Source organism: Ciceribacter sichuanensis, assembly GCF_024055605.1.
In the GTDB taxonomy this organism is placed as follows: domain Bacteria; phylum Pseudomonadota; class Alphaproteobacteria; order Rhizobiales; family Rhizobiaceae; genus Allorhizobium; species Allorhizobium sichuanense.
In genome coordinates, this window is the sequence record NZ_JAMXLX010000008.1 from 103,845 (window position 1) to 119,879 (window position 16,035).

Here is a 16,035-nt window from a genome sequence, read left to right on the forward strand (position 1 = left end):
GTATGAAGGAAACGCGTCGCCGTGGCCGCCCGCCGCTGGGACAGGAGCTGAAAGCCGGAACGATCGTCGAGAAGGCGACCTTCACCTTCGCCGAATTCGGATATGAAGGCACGAGCTTGCGCTTGATCGCGGAGAGAGCCGATGTCGACGTCGCCTATGTCGGCCGCCTCTATGGCTCCAAGCTCGGACTGTGGAAAGCGACGATCGACGGCGTCGCTGAAGAACTCGTTGATCGCCTGCGAAATCTTCCGGAACCGGATGTCGAAGATGCCCTGCCTCAGGCCATAGCAGTGCTCTGCAACCATCTTTGCGATCGCCCGGAACTCGCAATGTTCATGCTCAACGAATTCGCCGACCGGGATGAACGCTTCGAATATGCCTTCGAAAAAATCGGCGCCATGATGCGAGGCCTGTTCGTCGCCCGCATCCGGGTCGCACAGGCACGCGGCAAGGCTCCAGCCGGCGATCCGGACTTTCTGTTCTATGCCTTTGCCAGCGCCATGGCGATGACTGCCGCCACCCGCCCCTACCTTGCGCGCTTCACAGAGACGGCCCGGAAGGATGACAGCTACCGCGCCGAACTGCACCGGACACTTTCCAGCATCCTCCTCAGGTGAACGACCTTTTCTTTCCCGGCGCAGTCCTTACAATGATTTGCCACGACCGCTGGATGGACAGGATTTTCATGACTTCCGGCGGCCCGCTTTACGGCCGAATATGACGGCACCGCAATCCCACCTGGAAAAGATCAATGACCCATTCTGTCGTTTCCCGCCGTTCCCTGCTGAAGGGCGCCGGCTGGCTGCTCGCTTCCACCGCTCTGCCATCGTTTTCCTTTGCCCAGAGCGCTGAAGGCGGCGGGCGTCTGATCGTTGCGGCAGACTCCGAGCCGAAGAACCTCAACCCGGCAATCGTGGCATCGAACGGCGTCTTCTTCATCTCCAGCAAGGTCGTCGAACCTCTGGCAGAAGCCTCCTTCGAAGGTAAAGACGGCCTTTCGCCACGGCTCGCGCTCTCCTGGGAAGGCGCGGAAGATGGCCGCAGCATCACCTTCAAATTGCGCGAGGGCGTGAAATGGCATGACGGCAAGCCCTTCACTTCCGCCGATGTTGCCTTCTCCGCCCTGAACATATGGAAGCCGCTGCAAAACCTCGGGCGCATCGTCTTCGCCAATCTCGACACGGTCGAGACGCCCGATGAGCTGACCGCAATCTGCCGCTTCTCTAAGCCTACGCCGTTGCAGCTGATCCGCAACGCCCTGCCCGTCGTCAGCAGCGTCGTGCCAAAGCATCTCTACGAGGGAACCGATATCGCCGCGAACCCGGCGAACACCAGCCCCGTCGGCACTGGCCCCTTCCGATTTGCCGAGCACAAGCCGGGCGAATATTACCGGCTGGAACGCAATCCCGATTACTGGGAGAAGGACGAGCCGAAGCTCGATGAGGTAATCTATCGCGTGCTCCCGGACCGCGCAGCGGCCGCCTCGGCTCTGGAAGCGGAAGAAATCCAGCTCGCCGCCTTTTCCGCCGTGCCGCTGGCAGACCTCGACCGCATCTCCAAGGTTCCGGGCATCAAGGTCATCACCAAGGGCTATGAAGCGCTCACCTATCAGCTCGTGGTCGAGATCAACCACCGCCGCAAGGAGCTTGCCGACCTCAAGGTGCGGCAGGCAATCGCCCATGCCATCGACCGCAAGTTCGTCGTCGACACCATCTTCCTCGGCTATGCCACAGCTTCCACCGGGCCTGTTCCGAAGAACGCACCGGAATTCTACGATCCGGACGTCCAGACCTATGATTTCGATGTCGCCAAGGCCAATGCCCTGCTGGACGAGGCGGGATACCCGCGCAGCGAAAACGGCACGCGTTTCTCGCTGAAGCTTCGGCCCGCCCCCTACTTCAACGAGACACGGCAGTTCGGCGACTATCTCCGTCAGGCGCTTGCAGTCGTCGGCATCGACGCCGAACTCGTCAACGCCGACTCGGCCGCGCATCAGAAAGCCGTCTACACCGATCACGACTTCGATCTGGCGGTGGCGCCCCCGGTCTTCCGCGGCGACCCGGCAATCTCGACGACCATTCTCGTTCAATCCGGCATTCCGGCAGGCGTGCCCTTCTCCAATCAGGGCGGCTATGCCAGTGCCGAACTCGACGGCATCATCGCCAAGGCTGCGGAAACGGTGGATGCCGATGCCCGCACCGCGCTTTACCGGACATTCCAGCAACGCGTCGCAGCCGACCTGCCGCTGATCAACGTTGCGGAATGGGGTTTTATCACCGTGGCGCGCGACACGGTTCTCAACGTCGCGAGCAATCCGCGTTGGGCGGTCTCCAACTGGGCCGACACGGCGCTTCAATCCTGATGGTGCAGCGTGCTAGCTTGGCCCCTTCTCATTGACCAACCAAGGCCAGCCCGGGCGTGACGCGCGCAATCCGATTGATCAGAAGACGTGCAATCAGCAGCATTCCGGTGCTGCTGATTATCGTGTTCCTGACCTTTCTCCTGCTGGAATCCGCCTCCGGCGATGCGGTTGACGCCTATCTCGTCTCGATCGGCGGCGGTGATCCCTCTCTCGTCCAGTCCTTGAGGCAGAGCTACGGCCTCGATCAGTCGATGATGGCAAGGCTCTGGCTCTACCTGTCCTCGCTTGCCCGGCTCGACCTCGGCTGGTCGGTCGCCTTCGACCGACCCGTACTCGGCCTTCTCCTTGAACGCCTTCCAAACACCCTGCTCCTGATGGGCAGCGCCACAGCACTTGCCTTCGGTCTCGGCACAGCGCTCGGTATTCTCGCTGGCGCCAGACCCAGCAGCCTGCGTGACAGGCTGCTTTCCACCACATCGCTCATCCTCTATGCCATACCGGGCTTCTGGCTCAGCCTGATGCTCAGCATCCTGTTTTCCGTCCAGCTTCGCTGGCTGCCGGTATCCGGCATCGAGACCATTGCCTCGGGCCGTACCGGCCTCGCGCGCGCGGCCGACATTGCGGCACACCTCGCTCTCCCCGTCGCAACCCTCGCGCTGATCTATCTTGCTCTCTTCCTTCGCGTGATGCGCGCCGGCATGGCCGAGGTCTGGACGCTCGAGTTCGTTCTCTTCGCCCGCGCTCGTGGTCTTTCACGGACACGGATCGTGTTGCGCCACGTTGCAAGAAACGCGCTGTTGCCGCTCGTCACCATGCTGGGCCTGCGGTCCGCCGCCATGCTCGGCGGCAGTGTCGTGATCGAGAGTATATTCGCCATACCGGGTTTCGGAAGGCTGGCGCAGGAAGCCGTCAGCGGTCGCGACGCCCCCCTTCTGATGGGCATCATCCTCACCTCCGCCATTCTCGTGATCCTCATCAACCTCGTGATCGACATGCTATATTCCTGGCTCGATCCCCGAGTGGGCGTTTCGGAGGCCACACCTTGAGGCTCGCGAAAAAGCTGCTGGCCACGCCCGAAGGTGCGATCGGTCTTGCCCTGCTGCTCCTGCTTGCCTTGATCGCCCTGCTGGCGCCGGTTTTCTCGCCCGGTGATCCGCTGCGCATAGCCGGCCGCGCCCTTGTCGCCCCTTTCACCGATCCCGCTCTTCCCCTCGGCACCGACCGGCTGGGCCGTGACGTGTTTGCAGGCCTGCTGCATGGTGCGCGCACCTCGCTTGCCGTCGGACTGGCGGCCGCCATCGCAGCCCTTGCGCTGGGACTGAGCGTCGGCCTGACTGCGGGCTTTGCCGGCGGCCTTGTCGATGAAGCGCTGATGCGCGTCGTCGACGCCTTCCAGATCGTTCCCGGTTTCCTGCTGGCGCTCGCCTTCGTCAGCGTCATGGGAGGATCGATGCCGGTGGTGGTGCTGGCCATCGCACTCGGCGCATGGTCGGACCCGGCACGCCTGACCCGTGCGCAGGTCCTGTCGGCGCGAGAGCAGGACTATGTCGCCTCCGCCCGCGTCATCGGCATGCATCCGGTCGAAATCGCATTGAAGGAAATCCTGCCGAATGTCCTGCCGCCGGTGCTCGCGCTCTCCGCCGTCATCGTCGCCGCGGCGATTCTGACCGAAGCGGCACTTTCTTTCCTCGGACTTGGCGACCCGAACATGGTCACCTGGGGCTCGATGATTGCGGAGGGGCGCAACGTTTTGCGTTCATCGCCCTGGCTCTCGATCGTTCCGGGGCTCGCTCTCGTTGTCACGGTGATCGCGGTCTATCTCGTCGGCGAAGGCCTGGACAGGGCGCTGAAGGACGGGAAGGATGACACGCCATGAGCAACGTTCTCTGCACCATCCGGCAGCTCTCGATAACCTACGGAAAGGACGCCACACAGCCGGCAGCACTTCGCGATGTAAGCCTCGATTTGATCGAAGGCGAGCGGCTCGCCATCATCGGCGAAAGCGGCTCGGGAAAAAGCACGCTCGCCCGCGCCATTGCCGGCCTGCTGCCGGAAGGGACAAGCGTCCGGGGCAAAATCGACTGGCCCTCCCGGAGCGAACTACCGAGACCCGGTCGGGACATCGGCTTTGTCTTTCAGGATCCAACAGCGAGTCTCAATCCTGTCCTGCCCATCGGCGAGCAGATTGCCGAAGGCGCCCGCCGGCATCTCGGCATCGGCTGGAAGGAAGCGTATGAACTTGCGCTGGATCTACTGCACCGCGTTCGCATTCCCCATCCGGAAAAGGCGCTGAAGGCCTATCCGCACCAGTTTTCCGGCGGCCAGCGCCAGCGCATCGCAATTGCCACGGCCATCTCCGCCCGCCCCTCCTTCCTGATCGCAGACGAGGCGACGAGCGCGCTCGACATGGTGGTGCAGGCCGAAATCGTTTCTCTGCTCGATGAACTCGTCCGCGAAAACGGCATGACACTGCTTTTCATCACCCATGATCTGGCGCTTGCCTCGGGGTTTGCCGATCGCGTTGCCATCTTCGAGGGTGGCCATCTGGTCGAGCAAGGCCCGATCCGAACCGTGCTCGCGGCCCCGCAAACCGCCTATGCCAGAAGCCTGATCGCGAACCATCTCGATTTGTCCTCGCCGCCGCTGGTCGGAAGGGACACTCCCCGATGACCCTTCTGACCGTCGATGGATTGACCAAAAGCTATATGCGCCATGGCCGCCGCATCACGGCCCTCGATGGCGTGTCGTTCACACTCGCCGAGGGACAGACGCTCGGCCTTGCCGGCGCCTCGGGCAGCGGGAAATCGACGCTCGCCCGCGTGCTGCTGCGGCTGCTTGCCGCCGACGCCGGACAGGTGCATTTCTCCGGTGAGGGCTGGCTGGCGCTTTCCGGTTCGCGGCTCAGGCAACAGCGCCGCGGAATGCAGATGGTGTTTCAGGATGTGCTCGGCGCGTTCAACCCGCGCGCAACGGTCGGCTCCGTGCTCGAGGATCCGCTGCGCATTCACGACATCGTCGAGCGGGCAAAACGGTCACGCGAAATCGCCGGCCTGCTCGAACGCGTCGGCTTGCCAGCGTCCTATGCCGGGCGTTCGATCCGCGAGCTATCGGGCGGCCAGCGCCAACGCGTGGCAATCGCCCGCGCCATCGCCACGCGTCCGTCGCTGATCGTCCTTGATGAGGCGGTATCCGCACTGGATGCCTCGGTGAGACGCCGCATTCTCGAACTTCTCGTCGAGTTGCAGCAGGAACGCGGCATCGCCTATCTCTTTATTTCCCATGACCTTGCCGTTCTGAGAGCCGTCTCGCACCGGATCGCGATCATGCATGAGGGCCGAATCGTGGAGACGGGACCGGCCGACGCTGTGATCGGCAATCCGCAATCGGCGGCGGCAAAGGCGCTCATCGCCGCCGTGCCCCGGCTGGTCACCGGAACGCCAACGGACCCGGACGCCAGCCATCCGTGAGGGAGGGCAAGCCTGTCAAAGCGTCAGCAGGAAGCGGACACTGACTGCCAGCAGGAACAGGCCGAAGGCGATCTCCAGCTTGCGGCGGGAAAGCGCATGCGCGAGCGTCGCGCCGAATGAAGCACACATCACGCTGGTCGGGATGAAGAGCGCAGCCCCGATCAGTGAGACGAACCCGATCGAGAGCGGAAACTGCAGCGCCATGACATCGGGGTAATCGGCGGCGCGACCCCAGCCGGCATACATGTAGCCGAGCGCACCCGGCACCGACACCAGCATGCCAACGCCGGCGGACGTGGCGACCGCCTGATGGATCGGCCGGCGGTAAAAGGTCAGGACCATGGTGGAAAGCTGTCCGCCGCCGATACCCATCAGGGACGACAGCACGCCGATCACCACGCCGTAAATCCTCATCGGCAGGCTGCCCGGCAGGTCGTCGCCAAGACGCCAGCTGTCACGGCCGAACAACAGGCGTATCGCCGAAAAGCCGGCCACCACCACGAAGACGACCTTGAAGATTTCCGGTGAAGCATAGCGGGCAATCACGCTGCCGCCGAGTACGCCGGCGACGATCGGCACCGCCCAGATGCGCAGCACCGAAAGATCGACTGCGCCCTTGCGCTTGTGGGTCAGGAAAGAACGGAAAGAAGTCGGAATGATCACCGCAAGCGAGGTGCCGATACAGAGCTGCATCCGCACTGCCTCCGGCACTTCCAGAATGCGGAAGAGTTCGTAGAGGATCGGCACGATGACAGTGCCGCCGCCGACGCCGAACAGGCCGGCAAGCACTCCGGTAAGCGCGCCGGCCGCAAGCAGGGCGAGGATCAGAAGAAGAAGGTCGCCATAGGGCATGCCGAATATCATGGAATGCGTCTCGTCCGTCGTGCGTAGAACCTGGGCTATCGGCCGACCAAACATGCGGCGACCGATCTGTCTCCGCAAAAGCCTGCCGTAAACGGACCGGACCATAACGCCCGAAGGGAGTATAACAAGGTAACTTCCGGCAGGAACGGTTCGGTTGGTCCAGATTAAGGTGTGGTTCGAGACAATGCACAGAAAACGATTGTGCCGCGATCCTGGAGCGCTGATTGCCCTTCGCTCAATCATCCTTCACACCGGAAACATTGCCCGCCGCCCCCTCGTCGACCTCAACGAAATTCCGCATGTCGATGCTTCAAAAAAACACGGATGGCGCTTTTGATTGAAGGCGGTAAAATCGCCGGTCGTCGATATCCCTTTTGTCCGTTCGGGAAAGCCTTGCTGATCGCATCATGACCAGTTCCGAGCCCATCAAGCCGCGCCAGCCCCTCAAGGTCGGCTTCATCCTGAGCAAGAGCTTCACGCTCAGCGCCTTTGCGCTGTTCGTCGATACGTTGCGGCTTGCCAGCGACGACGAGGATCGCTCGACACGCAAGAATTGCGACTGGCAGATCCTCAGCGCCCATGGCCATTTCATCCGCTCAAGCTGCGGCGTGCAGATCGCGCCGGGAACCGGATTGCCGGCGCCCAGGGAATTCGACTATCTGGCCGTCGTCGGCGGCTTGCTGAATGTCGAGAACCCGATCGACGGGGAGATGGAGCGCTATCTGAAGCGCGCCATCAATGAAAAGGTGAAAGTCATCGGGGTCTGCACCGGCAGCTTCATTCTGGCGCAGGCGGGCCTGATGAAGAACCGCACCGCCTGCGTAAGCTGGCTGCATCATCACGATTATCTCGACCGGTTTCCCGACCACCGGCTTGTCAGCAACCAGCTTTACGTCGAGGATCGCGATATCATCACCTGCGCTGGCGGAAGCGCGGTGGCCGACCTCGCGGCGAGCCTCGTGCGCCGGCACATCGGCAATACGGCCGAAAAGAACGCCCTTCAGATCCTGCAGATCGAGCGTCGGCGCGAAGGCCGCGAGATCCAGCCGCGCAACCCGCTTTCGACCGAGCACAAGGACTCCAAGATGCGGCTTGCGCTGATCTTCATGGAGAACAACCTCGACAAGCCGGTTTCGATGGACGATGTCGCGAAATCGATGAACCTTTCACGCCGGCAGATGGAACGGCTCTTCCACCGCAGGCTCAAGATGTCGCCCGGCGCGGTCTATGCGAGACTGCGGATGCGGCGCGCCCGAAGCCTCGTGCTGCAGACCTCGAAGCCGCTGATCGACATCGCGCTTGAAGTGGGATTTGCAAATTCCAGCCATTTCGGCCGACGTTTCCGCCAGACCTTCGGCTGCACGCCGAATGTGCTGAGATCCCGGCAGAAGGACAATGGCTTCGTGCACCTCGACGACGACCTCTTCGCCGGCATCGAACAGACGCAATAAGACCTGACACGCGCAAAGGACGCCATATCTTGTCCGGGAGGAAGCTTCCGGCACGAGTGCCGAAAGCAATTCGTCAGCCGCGCATGGCGCCCGGACCGGGGATCGCGCCAGGCGGGCACTTACCCATGATGATCATCCCGAGCACTTCGTCCTTGGTGACATCCTCGGTGCGCGCATGCCCGACCACCTGACCGTTCTTCATGACGAACACCCTGTCCGCCAGATCGAAGACGTCGTGGATATCGTGGCTGATGAGGAAGATGCCGATACCTTCCGACTTCAGCTGCCGGATGAGATCGCCGACCTGCGCCGTCTCCTGGGGCCCGAGCGCCGCAGTCGGTTCGTCCATGATCAGGATACGGGCGTCGAACAGGATTGCTCGGGCGATCGCCACAGATTGCCGCTGACCGCCGGAAAGAGCCTTTACCGGTTCCTTGAAGCGCTTGAAGTTCGGGTTGAGACGGCCCATCACCTCGCGCGCCTTGGCTTCCATGGCGACGTCGTCGAGCGTGCCCCACGGCGTCTTCAGTTCGCGGCCAAGATAGAGATTGGCGGCGGCATCGACGTTATCGGCCACCGCGAGCGTCTGGTAGATCGTCTCGATGCCATAAGCCTTGGCGTCGCGCGGATTGCGGATATCGGCCGACGTGCCGTTGATCAGGATATCGCCGCTATCGCGCCGATAGGCGCCGGAGAGGATCTTGATCAGCGTCGATTTGCCCGCACCGTTATGGCCGAGAAGGGCCACGACTTCGCCGGGAAAGAGATCGACGGATGCCCTGTCGACGGCGTGAATACCGCCGAAGGAGATGGAAATGTCCTTCATTTCCACGAGGGGAGTGCGTTGCTCCGTCATGATGGAAACTCCTGATTACTTGGCGCGAGCGCGATAGACGGTATCGAGCCAGACGGCGACAACGAGGACGACGCCGACGACGATGCGCTGGAAGGGTGTATCGATGCCGAGAAGCACCATGCCGGACTGCAGCGACTGCATGACCAGCGCGCCCAGGATGGCCCCGGCAACGGTGCCGGTGCCACCGGCAAGGGACGTGCCGCCGATGACGGCTGCGGCAATCGTATAGAGCTCGTCGAGTTCGCCCTGGGCGTTGGTCGCCGCATTGAGGCGGGCGGTAGAGATTGCGGCTGCGATGGCGCAGAGAATGCCCATGATCGCGAAGATGCGGACCGTGACCCAGCGGGTCTTGATGCCGGCGAGTTCCGCCGCTTCCGGGTTGCCGCCGATTGCAAAGACATAGCGCCCGAACCGCAGCCGCGTGGCGACAAAGGTCATGACAAGGCCGACGCCGAGCGCGATCAGCACAGGAATGGCGACGCCGTGGGAAATCAGCAGCCCGCCATCTGGCCATGCAATGCCGTTGGCATCGGCATAGCGCCGGGCGATGTTCGTCGGCCAGTAATAGCTGTTTGCCACCTGCACGGAGCCGAGAACGATGAAGCAACCGAGTGCGGAGAGGAAATACTCTGCCCAGAGCGGCCGCTGCGGAAAGCCGAAACGCTTGCGCTGACGGCGCGAATGAATGATCCCGGCAACGATGCCGATACAGGCGATGACGCCGACGATCCAGCTTGCGGTCCATCCGATGGAGCCATCGGTGCCGCCGCCCATCAAACGGAAATTGGCGTCCATGGGGGCAACGGTCTGGCCGCTGGTGACGAACCATGTCGCGCCGCGCCAGACCAGCAGGCCACCGAGCGTGACGATGAAGGACGGCACGTTGAGGAAAGCGATGATCGCGCCATGGAACATGCCGATCAGCCCGCCGACGACGATGCCTCCGGCAAGAGCGAGGATCCATGTGGCGGGATGGTCGAAACCGAGAATGCCCGGGAGCAGCTTGGCCTGCAGCACACCCATGATCATCCCGGTAAAGCCGAGAATGGAACCGACGGAAAGGTCGATGTTGCGCGTGACGATGACCAGAACCATGCCGGTCGCCATCACAGCCACCGAGGAGGTCTGCACCGAAAGGTTCCACAGGTTGCGGGGCGTCAGGAACAATCCGCCGGTCAGAATCTCGAAGCCGATCCATATGATGAGAAGGGCCCCGACCATGCCGAGAAGGCGCGTGTCGATCTCCGTCGCCCGGAAGAACGAGGCGATTGCCCCGCCGCTGGACGTTCCTGCATTCTTCGATGTTGTGGTCTGCATCGTGCCGGCCATTGCGTTGCCGCCCCTCCACTCTTCATTCACTGATGACAAGGTTTTTCGTCCCTTCGCCTATCGCGCGACAAATGCCGCAGCGACCCCGCTGCGGCATTCGAGGCATTGCGCCCGCCGCTTAGTTGCAGGCGGCGACAGAACCCGCCTTGACGCCCTGGCAGGCTTCCGCCTTGCTGATCCAGCCAGCGTCGATCACGACGTTGAGGTTGTCCTTGGTGATCGGAAGCGGGGCGAGGAAGACCGACTTCATCGCAACACCCTTCGGGCCGCCATTGAAGCTCTGCACGCCGGGGACGTCGTCCATGGTCTTGCCGCCAGCGAGAAGCAGAGCGATTTCCGCAGCGTTCTTGCCGAGTTCGCGGCTGTCCTTCCACACCGAAACGGTCTGGGTGCCGAGCGCGACGCGGTTCAGGGCAGCCTTATCCGCGTCCTGACCCGAAACCGGCACGGAACCGGCAAGCCCCTGGGCTTCCAGAGCCGCAATCGCGCCACCTGCGGTGCCGTCGTTCGAAGCGACGACCGCATCAACCTTGTTGTCGTTGGCCGTCAGGAACTGCTCCATGTTCTTCTGGGCGATCTCGGGCTTCCAGCCGTCGGTATAGGCCTCGCCGACATTCTTGATCTTTCCTGCGTCCATTGCTTCCTTCAGCACTTCCTGCTGGCCTGCAAAAAGGAAGTCAGCATTCGGATCGGAAGACGAGCCCTTGATGAAGACGTAGTTGCCTTCCGGCTTGACCTTGAACACTTCGCGCGCCTGCAAGCGGCCCACTTCCTTGTTGTCGAAGGTGATGTAGAAGGCTTCCGGGTTCTCGATCAGGCGGTCATAACCGACGACCGGGATACCTTCAGCCGTGGCCTTCTCGATGGCGGGACCGATCGCATCGGAATCCTGCGCAAGTACGATCAGGGCGTTGGCACCCTGGGAAATCAGCGATTCGACATCGGTCAGCTGCTTTGCAGCCGAGGACTGCGCGTCGGCGGAAATGTACTTGGCTCCGGCAGCTTCAAGCGCCTTCTTGATCGCGGCCTCGTCGGTCTTCCAGCGCTCTTCCTGGAAATTCGACCAGGAAACGCCAACGACGACGTCCGCTGCCATGGCAACGGCAGAATGCATGGAAACGATGATGGCAGTTCCCGCCATCAGCTTGAAAATAGATTTCATGATGTCCTCCCGATGTGGGCTGCCGGATGCAATTCCTCTGCTCCCGCCGGCTGCCACGATTGTGCCGTCGAGCCTCCAATATTTTTCTCGACAGTCGAGAAAATAGATGTCAGAGATTACAGGCACTGTCAACACGACAATTTCCGGTAAAATCCGGCCATCATCTGCAATCCTGCGCAGGTGAAAAATCGACCGAAAAACGGCTCAACGGCTTTTGCAGGTTGACAGGGAAATGCCTTCGGTTGTTGTGGCGAACACTCGCCACGCTACCGGCAGGTTGGTGACGGGCAGGAACGGGGATCGATGTTTCCGACGAAATCCAGCAGCACGGAAATCATCCGCCGGCAGAACAGCGCGCTGGTGCTCGCGGCGCTGAGGCGCGGCGGCCGGCTGGCCCACACTGAACTTTCCGCTGCGACCGGCCTGTCATCCGCAACGGTTTCCGCCATCACGGCCGAACTCGAGCGCGCGGAAATCCTGGTGAAATCCGAGCACCAGCCGGTAGGCGGAAGAGGCCGCCCGCGCGTCCTGTTCGAACCGCGACGCGATTGCGGCTATCTCATCATCGTCAGCATTTCCTCCGACACCTTCGAATACTCGCTTGTGGATTACTCCGGCCGACTGATCGACCGCTTTGCGGAACCCCGAATGCCATCCGGCGGAGCAGCCGCCTTTTCCGCGGCCCTTGAGGCAGGCTTGGAAAGAACCGTAAGCCGCGCCGCCCTCGACAGGGATGCGGTGCTGGCAATTTCCATCAGCAGCAAGGGGCTGGTCGATGCGGAACGGCCGATCCTCATCTGGTCCCCAGTGCTCGGCAGCGAACAGATCGACTTTCAGTCGCTTCTGTCGCGAGACTGGAAAGCCCGGATCCTGCTTGCCAACGAGACGCAACTCGTAGCGGGCGCACTTGCTGGCCGTGTCGAGAGATCGGGACAAATGGCCAGACGCTCGCTTGCGGCACTCTCCCTCGGCCACAGCATCGGTCTGGGCCTCGCCTCGCAATCTCCGGTTGGCGGTTACGTCCTCGCGTCTCCGAACTTCGGGCATATGCTGCATCTGGCGAACGGTGCGCTCTGTCGCTGTGGTGGCCGCGGCTGCATCGAGGCTTATGCCGGCTTCTACGCTATTCTGCGGACCGCCTTCGAGGTACCGATCGACACGCTGCCGGCAAAATTCGTGCCCCTGTCGGAGGTGGACAAGATCGCGGCACTTGCCAACCGCGGCGACCGAGGCAGCGTCCATGCCTTCCGGCAGGCGGGCCTTGCACTCGGCAACGGGCTATCCCGGCTTCTCAGCCTCTATGAACATATGCCGATCACCATCACCGGCCCCGGTACGCGCTACTATGACCTGTTGCGGCAGGGCATCGAAGAAGGCCTGTCGCAATCCCATGCCGTCAGGCTCGCCGGCATGCCGGAAATCACCGTCATCTCAGACGAAGGCAGCCTCGTGTTCGAGGGACATCTCGATCAGGCACTGGCTCTGGTGGATCAGGACATCGTGCAACTGCGCCCCCAGTCGAGCAATCATGTTGCCTGACGCGTCCATTCATTCGAAGAAGCAAATTTAACAAAATTTTTTTACCTCACGAGAGGCCTTGAACCTGCTTGGAAATTGGCGCTCTGCACTCGTCCTGAGCGCCCCGAAACAGGGCATGTCCGCCGCCTCGGCAAGAGGTGGTTAACGTTTATTTTCTATTGAAAAGGCATGTTCATTGTCCGCGTATAACGAGTGTACAGGTTGCCATGCATCTCCCCCGCTCCAATTTCTTGAATCCTGACAATAACATAGGGGAAGGAAACGCCCACGAGCCGGCTCCGGCGGTGCTTCGGCGCCCTGAAGCCGCACGTCAGGAAAGAACGCCCGCCGCACCCCCGAGTGTAAACGGTCACCATACCGATGCCCTTGCGGCAAGCGAGATCGAGGGCCGCTCCGAAATGCCGGCCTGGCAGAGCGCCTTTGCCATGGCGCCGAACGTGCGTTTCACACGAACACCGGAGACCGCGATAAGCCGTCGGCCGGCGCCAGAAAACGCCGAACTGGCACCGGTCGTGCCAGCATCGGCCGTTCCGGAACCCGTGCCAGCGCCAACTGCAAACGTCGCCCCGGCAGTCGCCGCGGCCGTAACCGCGCAGGCAACGCCTCCGCAGCCTGCCGCTCCCCGCGAGGAGCGCCGCGCCGGGCTGTCCGTCATACTGCCCCAGCCGCCGGACGCTACCGGCGCGCGCGCCCTCACCTACAAGCTGCGTCGAGAACTCGCTCGCCAGCGGGAAGAAGCTGCGTCTGCCGGATTGCAGCAGGCCGCCGTTTTGGAAAAGTCCCAGACACAGACCCCCGAAATGAATGTGGCCGCTCCGGTCGCGACCATTGTCGAGCCGCAGCAGCCGAACACCTCGTCGCAGCCGCAGGAACAGGCTGAACGCAATACATCGGCAGCCGTGCCCGCTCCCACCATACCGGCCTATGCTGCCTATCTCTCGGACCATGTCTTCTGGGAAGCAATGAACCTCGATGGCGGCGCCGACGATATCGAACCGCTTCGCGCAGACACCGTCACACCGCAGAATCCGGTTTTCGCCAGAATGGCGCAGCCGGTCCGTCCGGCGGCAGCACCCGCGCGCAAGCCTCCTGTCGTGAAGGCAACCGTTGTAAGGGCCTCGATTCTCGCGCCACAGCCCGCTCCCATATTGCCGCAGGTGGCTTTGCCGGCCTTCCAGGCGCCGGAGTGGTCGGTCATCGCGCTTTACCGCGAAGTCGGGCTGCGTGAACCAGATCAGGACGTAGCTTCCGCCGAGATCGTCGAGGAGATAGCGCAAGCCGCCGTTCTCCAGGAACCGGTACCGGAAGCGCCGGTCGAAAACGTGATCGTTGATGCCGTTCCCATGCTGCAGCCAAGCCAGCCGGTCTTCCGCCGGGTAGTGGCTCTGGCCGAAGGTGAATACGAATACCCGCCTATCGACCTCCTCCAGGAACCGCAGTTCCAGGAAACGACGGCGATGACGCCCGAAGCGCTGGAACAGAGCGCCGGCCTTCTGGAGAGCGTGCTGGAGGATTTCGGCATTAAAGGCGAGATCATCGACGTTCGCCCCGGCCCGGTCGTCACGCTCTACGAATTCGAGCCGGCACCGGGCGTGAAGTCGTCCCGCGTCATCGGCCTGTCGGACGATATCGCCCGCTCCATGTCAGCCCTATCTGCTCGCGTTGCAGTCGTGCCCGGTCGCAACGTCATCGGCATCGAACTGCCGAACCCGGTGCGCGAGACCGTCTATCTGCGCGAACTGATCGAGTCCCATGATTACACGGAGACGCGCTTCAAGCTCGCCATGGCGCTTGGCAAGACCATCGGCGGCGAACCGGTAATCGCCGAACTCGCCAAGATGCCTCACCTGCTTGTCGCCGGCACCACCGGCTCCGGCAAGTCGGTCGCCATCAACACCATGATCCTGTCCCTGCTTTATCGCCTGCGGCCGGAAGAATGCCGCCTGATCATGGTCGACCCCAAGATGCTGGAACTTTCCGTCTATGACGGTATCCCGCACCTGCTGACCCCCGTCGTGACCGATCCCAAGAAGGCCGTCATGGCGCTGAAATGGGCCGTCCGCGAGATGGAAGACCGCTATCGCAAGATGTCGCGGCTCGGCGTGCGCAATATCGACGGCTATAACGCCCGTGCCGCTTCGGCCCGTGCCAAGGGCGAGACGATCCTCTGCAGCGTCCAGACCGGTTTCGACCGTTCGACGGGTGAGCCGATCTTCGAGCAGGAGGAAATGGATCTCGCTGCGATGCCATACATCGTCGTCATCGTCGACGAGATGGCCGACCTGATGATGGTTGCCGGCAAGGAGATCGAAGGCGCAATCCAGCGTCTCGCGCAGATGGCGCGTGCCGCCGGCATCCATCTCATCATGGCAACCCAGCGCCCCTCGGTCGACGTCATCACCGGCACGATCAAGGCCAACTTCCCCACACGCATCTCCTTCCAGGTGACGTCGAAGATCGATAGCCGCACCATTCTTGGCGAACAGGGCGCCGAACACCTGCTCGGCCAGGGCGATATGCTGCACATGATGGGCGGCGGACGCATTGCCCGCGTCCACGGACCCTTCGTTTCCGACGAGGAAGTCGAAAAGGTCGTCGCTCACCTGAAGACGCAGGGCCGCCCCGAATATCTCGGCACCGTGACCGAAGACGCCGACGAGGCGGAAGAAGCGCCCGAGGATGGCGGCGCGGTCTTCGACAAGTCTGCCATTGGCGAAGAGGATGCCAGCGACCTCTACGACAAGGCGGTCAAGGTGGTCCTTCGCGACAAGAAGTGCTCGACCTCCTATATCCAGCGGCGGCTCTCGATCGGCTACAACAAGGCGGCATCGCTGGTGGAGCGCATGGAGCAGGAAGGGCTTGTCGGCCCGGCCAACCACGTCGGAAAACGCTCCATCATCATCGGCGGTCGTGACACCGCCGAAGTGCCGGGCGCCGACACGGAATTCTGAGCGGCCGGCGGGAAAAGAGATCAAAGGCAGACAGTCTGCCTTTGATTTTCCTTC

Annotated in this window: 13 protein-coding genes; 9 read left to right on the forward strand and 4 right to left on the reverse strand. The window is 62.3% G+C overall.

Annotated features, from left to right (window positions below):
• Positions 1 to 2: 2 nt before the first annotated feature.
• From NBH21_RS21010 to NBH21_RS21035, 6 genes are all read left to right on the forward strand, one after another.
• The gene (locus NBH21_RS21010) at positions 3 to 617 is read left to right on the forward strand and encodes a TetR/AcrR family transcriptional regulator (protein ID WP_250914922.1); all 615 of its coding nucleotides are present in this window, start codon (positions 3 to 5) and stop codon (positions 615 to 617) included.
• A 134-nt stretch (positions 618 to 751) separates the two neighbouring features.
• Positions 752 to 2,362, forward strand: a complete 1,611-nt coding sequence (locus tag NBH21_RS21015; protein WP_250914921.1) for an ABC transporter substrate-binding protein — start codon at positions 752 to 754, stop codon at positions 2,360 to 2,362.
• Between the two features lie 56 nt (positions 2,363 to 2,418).
• Positions 2,419 to 3,408 (forward strand): ABC transporter permease, encoded by a 990-nt coding sequence (locus tag NBH21_RS21020; RefSeq protein WP_250914920.1) that lies wholly within the window; start codon positions 2,419 to 2,421, stop codon positions 3,406 to 3,408.
• On the forward strand, positions 3,405 to 4,238 hold the full coding sequence (locus NBH21_RS21025) for an ABC transporter permease (protein ID WP_250914919.1): 834 nt from the start codon (positions 3,405 to 3,407) through the stop codon (positions 4,236 to 4,238). The genes NBH21_RS21020 and NBH21_RS21025 overlap by 4 nt, the downstream gene beginning before the upstream one ends.
• Entirely contained in the window at positions 4,235 to 5,032 is a 798-nt protein-coding gene (locus NBH21_RS21030) for an ABC transporter ATP-binding protein (protein ID WP_250914918.1), read from the forward strand. Before NBH21_RS21025 ends, NBH21_RS21030 begins: the two co-directional genes overlap by 4 nt.
• Positions 5,029 to 5,829 carry an ABC transporter ATP-binding protein gene (locus NBH21_RS21035; RefSeq protein ID WP_250914917.1) on the forward strand — a complete coding sequence of 267 codons (801 nt, stop codon included), beginning with the start codon at positions 5,029 to 5,031 and terminating at the stop codon, positions 5,827 to 5,829. Before NBH21_RS21030 ends, NBH21_RS21035 begins: the two co-directional genes overlap by 4 nt.
• Positions 5,830 to 5,844: 15 nt before the next feature.
• Here the strand turns inward: NBH21_RS21035 and NBH21_RS21040 are convergent, their stop codons facing one another.
• The gene (locus tag NBH21_RS21040; RefSeq protein WP_250914916.1) at positions 5,845 to 6,693 is read right to left on the reverse strand and encodes a sulfite exporter TauE/SafE family protein; all 849 of its coding nucleotides are present in this window, start codon (positions 6,691 to 6,693) and stop codon (positions 5,845 to 5,847) included.
• 407 nt (positions 6,694 to 7,100) lie between these two features.
• Here NBH21_RS21040 and NBH21_RS21045 point away from each other — a divergent pair, with 407 nt between their 5' ends.
• On the forward strand, positions 7,101 to 8,144 hold the full coding sequence (locus NBH21_RS21045; protein WP_250914915.1) for a GlxA family transcriptional regulator: 1,044 nt from the start codon (positions 7,101 to 7,103) through the stop codon (positions 8,142 to 8,144).
• 73 nt (positions 8,145 to 8,217) lie between these two features.
• Here NBH21_RS21045 and NBH21_RS21050 read toward each other — a convergent pair whose 3' ends face one another.
• From NBH21_RS21050 to xylF, 3 genes are all read right to left on the reverse strand, one after another.
• Entirely contained in the window at positions 8,218 to 9,000 is a 783-nt protein-coding gene (locus tag NBH21_RS21050; RefSeq protein ID WP_250914914.1) for an ATP-binding cassette domain-containing protein, read from the reverse strand.
• 15 nt (positions 9,001 to 9,015) lie between these two features.
• Complete coding sequence (locus NBH21_RS21055; protein ID WP_250914999.1) at positions 9,016 to 10,317, reverse strand: sugar ABC transporter permease; 1,302 nt, start codon at positions 10,315 to 10,317, stop codon at positions 9,016 to 9,018.
• Between the two features lie 130 nt (positions 10,318 to 10,447).
• On the reverse strand, positions 10,448 to 11,491 hold the full coding sequence (xylF, locus tag NBH21_RS21060; protein ID WP_250914913.1) for a D-xylose ABC transporter substrate-binding protein: 1,044 nt from the start codon (positions 11,489 to 11,491) through the stop codon (positions 10,448 to 10,450).
• A gap of 303 nt (positions 11,492 to 11,794) precedes the next feature.
• Between xylF and NBH21_RS21065 the strand changes: the two genes are divergently transcribed.
• Both NBH21_RS21065 and NBH21_RS21070 read left to right on the forward strand, forming a co-directional pair.
• Positions 11,795 to 13,030, forward strand: a complete 1,236-nt coding sequence (locus NBH21_RS21065) for an ROK family transcriptional regulator (protein ID WP_250914912.1) — start codon at positions 11,795 to 11,797, stop codon at positions 13,028 to 13,030.
• 185 nt (positions 13,031 to 13,215) lie between these two features.
• Entirely contained in the window at positions 13,216 to 15,981 is a 2,766-nt protein-coding gene (locus NBH21_RS21070; RefSeq protein WP_425340460.1) for a DNA translocase FtsK, read from the forward strand.
• The last annotated feature ends 54 nt before the right edge of the window (positions 15,982 to 16,035 follow it).

Bases quoted from the DNA above. Each gene is read 5' to 3' on its own strand.
- NBH21_RS21030 (WP_250914918.1), top strand. From the start codon at position 4,235: ATGAGCAACGTTCTCTGCACCATCCGGCAGCTCTCGATAACCTACGGA.
- NBH21_RS21015 (WP_250914921.1), top strand. From the start codon at position 752: ATGACCCATTCTGTCGTTTCCCGCCGTTCCCTGCTGAAGGGCGCCGGC.
- NBH21_RS21010 (WP_250914922.1), top strand. From the start codon at position 3: ATGAAGGAAACGCGTCGCCGTGGCCGCCCGCCGCTGGGACAGGAGCTG.
- NBH21_RS21045 (WP_250914915.1), top strand. From the start codon at position 7,101: ATGACCAGTTCCGAGCCCATCAAGCCGCGCCAGCCCCTCAAGGTCGGC.
- NBH21_RS21050 (WP_250914914.1), bottom strand. From the start codon at position 9,000: ATGACGGAGCAACGCACTCCCCTCGTGGAAATGAAGGACATTTCCATC.
- NBH21_RS21065 (WP_250914912.1), top strand. From the start codon at position 11,795: ATGTTTCCGACGAAATCCAGCAGCACGGAAATCATCCGCCGGCAGAAC.
- xylF (WP_250914913.1), bottom strand. From the start codon at position 11,491: ATGAAATCTATTTTCAAGCTGATGGCGGGAACTGCCATCATCGTTTCC.
- NBH21_RS21055 (WP_250914999.1), bottom strand. From the start codon at position 10,317: ATGCAGACCACAACATCGAAGAATGCAGGAACGTCCAGCGGCGGGGCA.
- NBH21_RS21040 (WP_250914916.1), bottom strand. From the start codon at position 6,693: ATGATATTCGGCATGCCCTATGGCGACCTTCTTCTTCTGATCCTCGCC.
- NBH21_RS21035 (WP_250914917.1), top strand. From the start codon at position 5,029: ATGACCCTTCTGACCGTCGATGGATTGACCAAAAGCTATATGCGCCAT.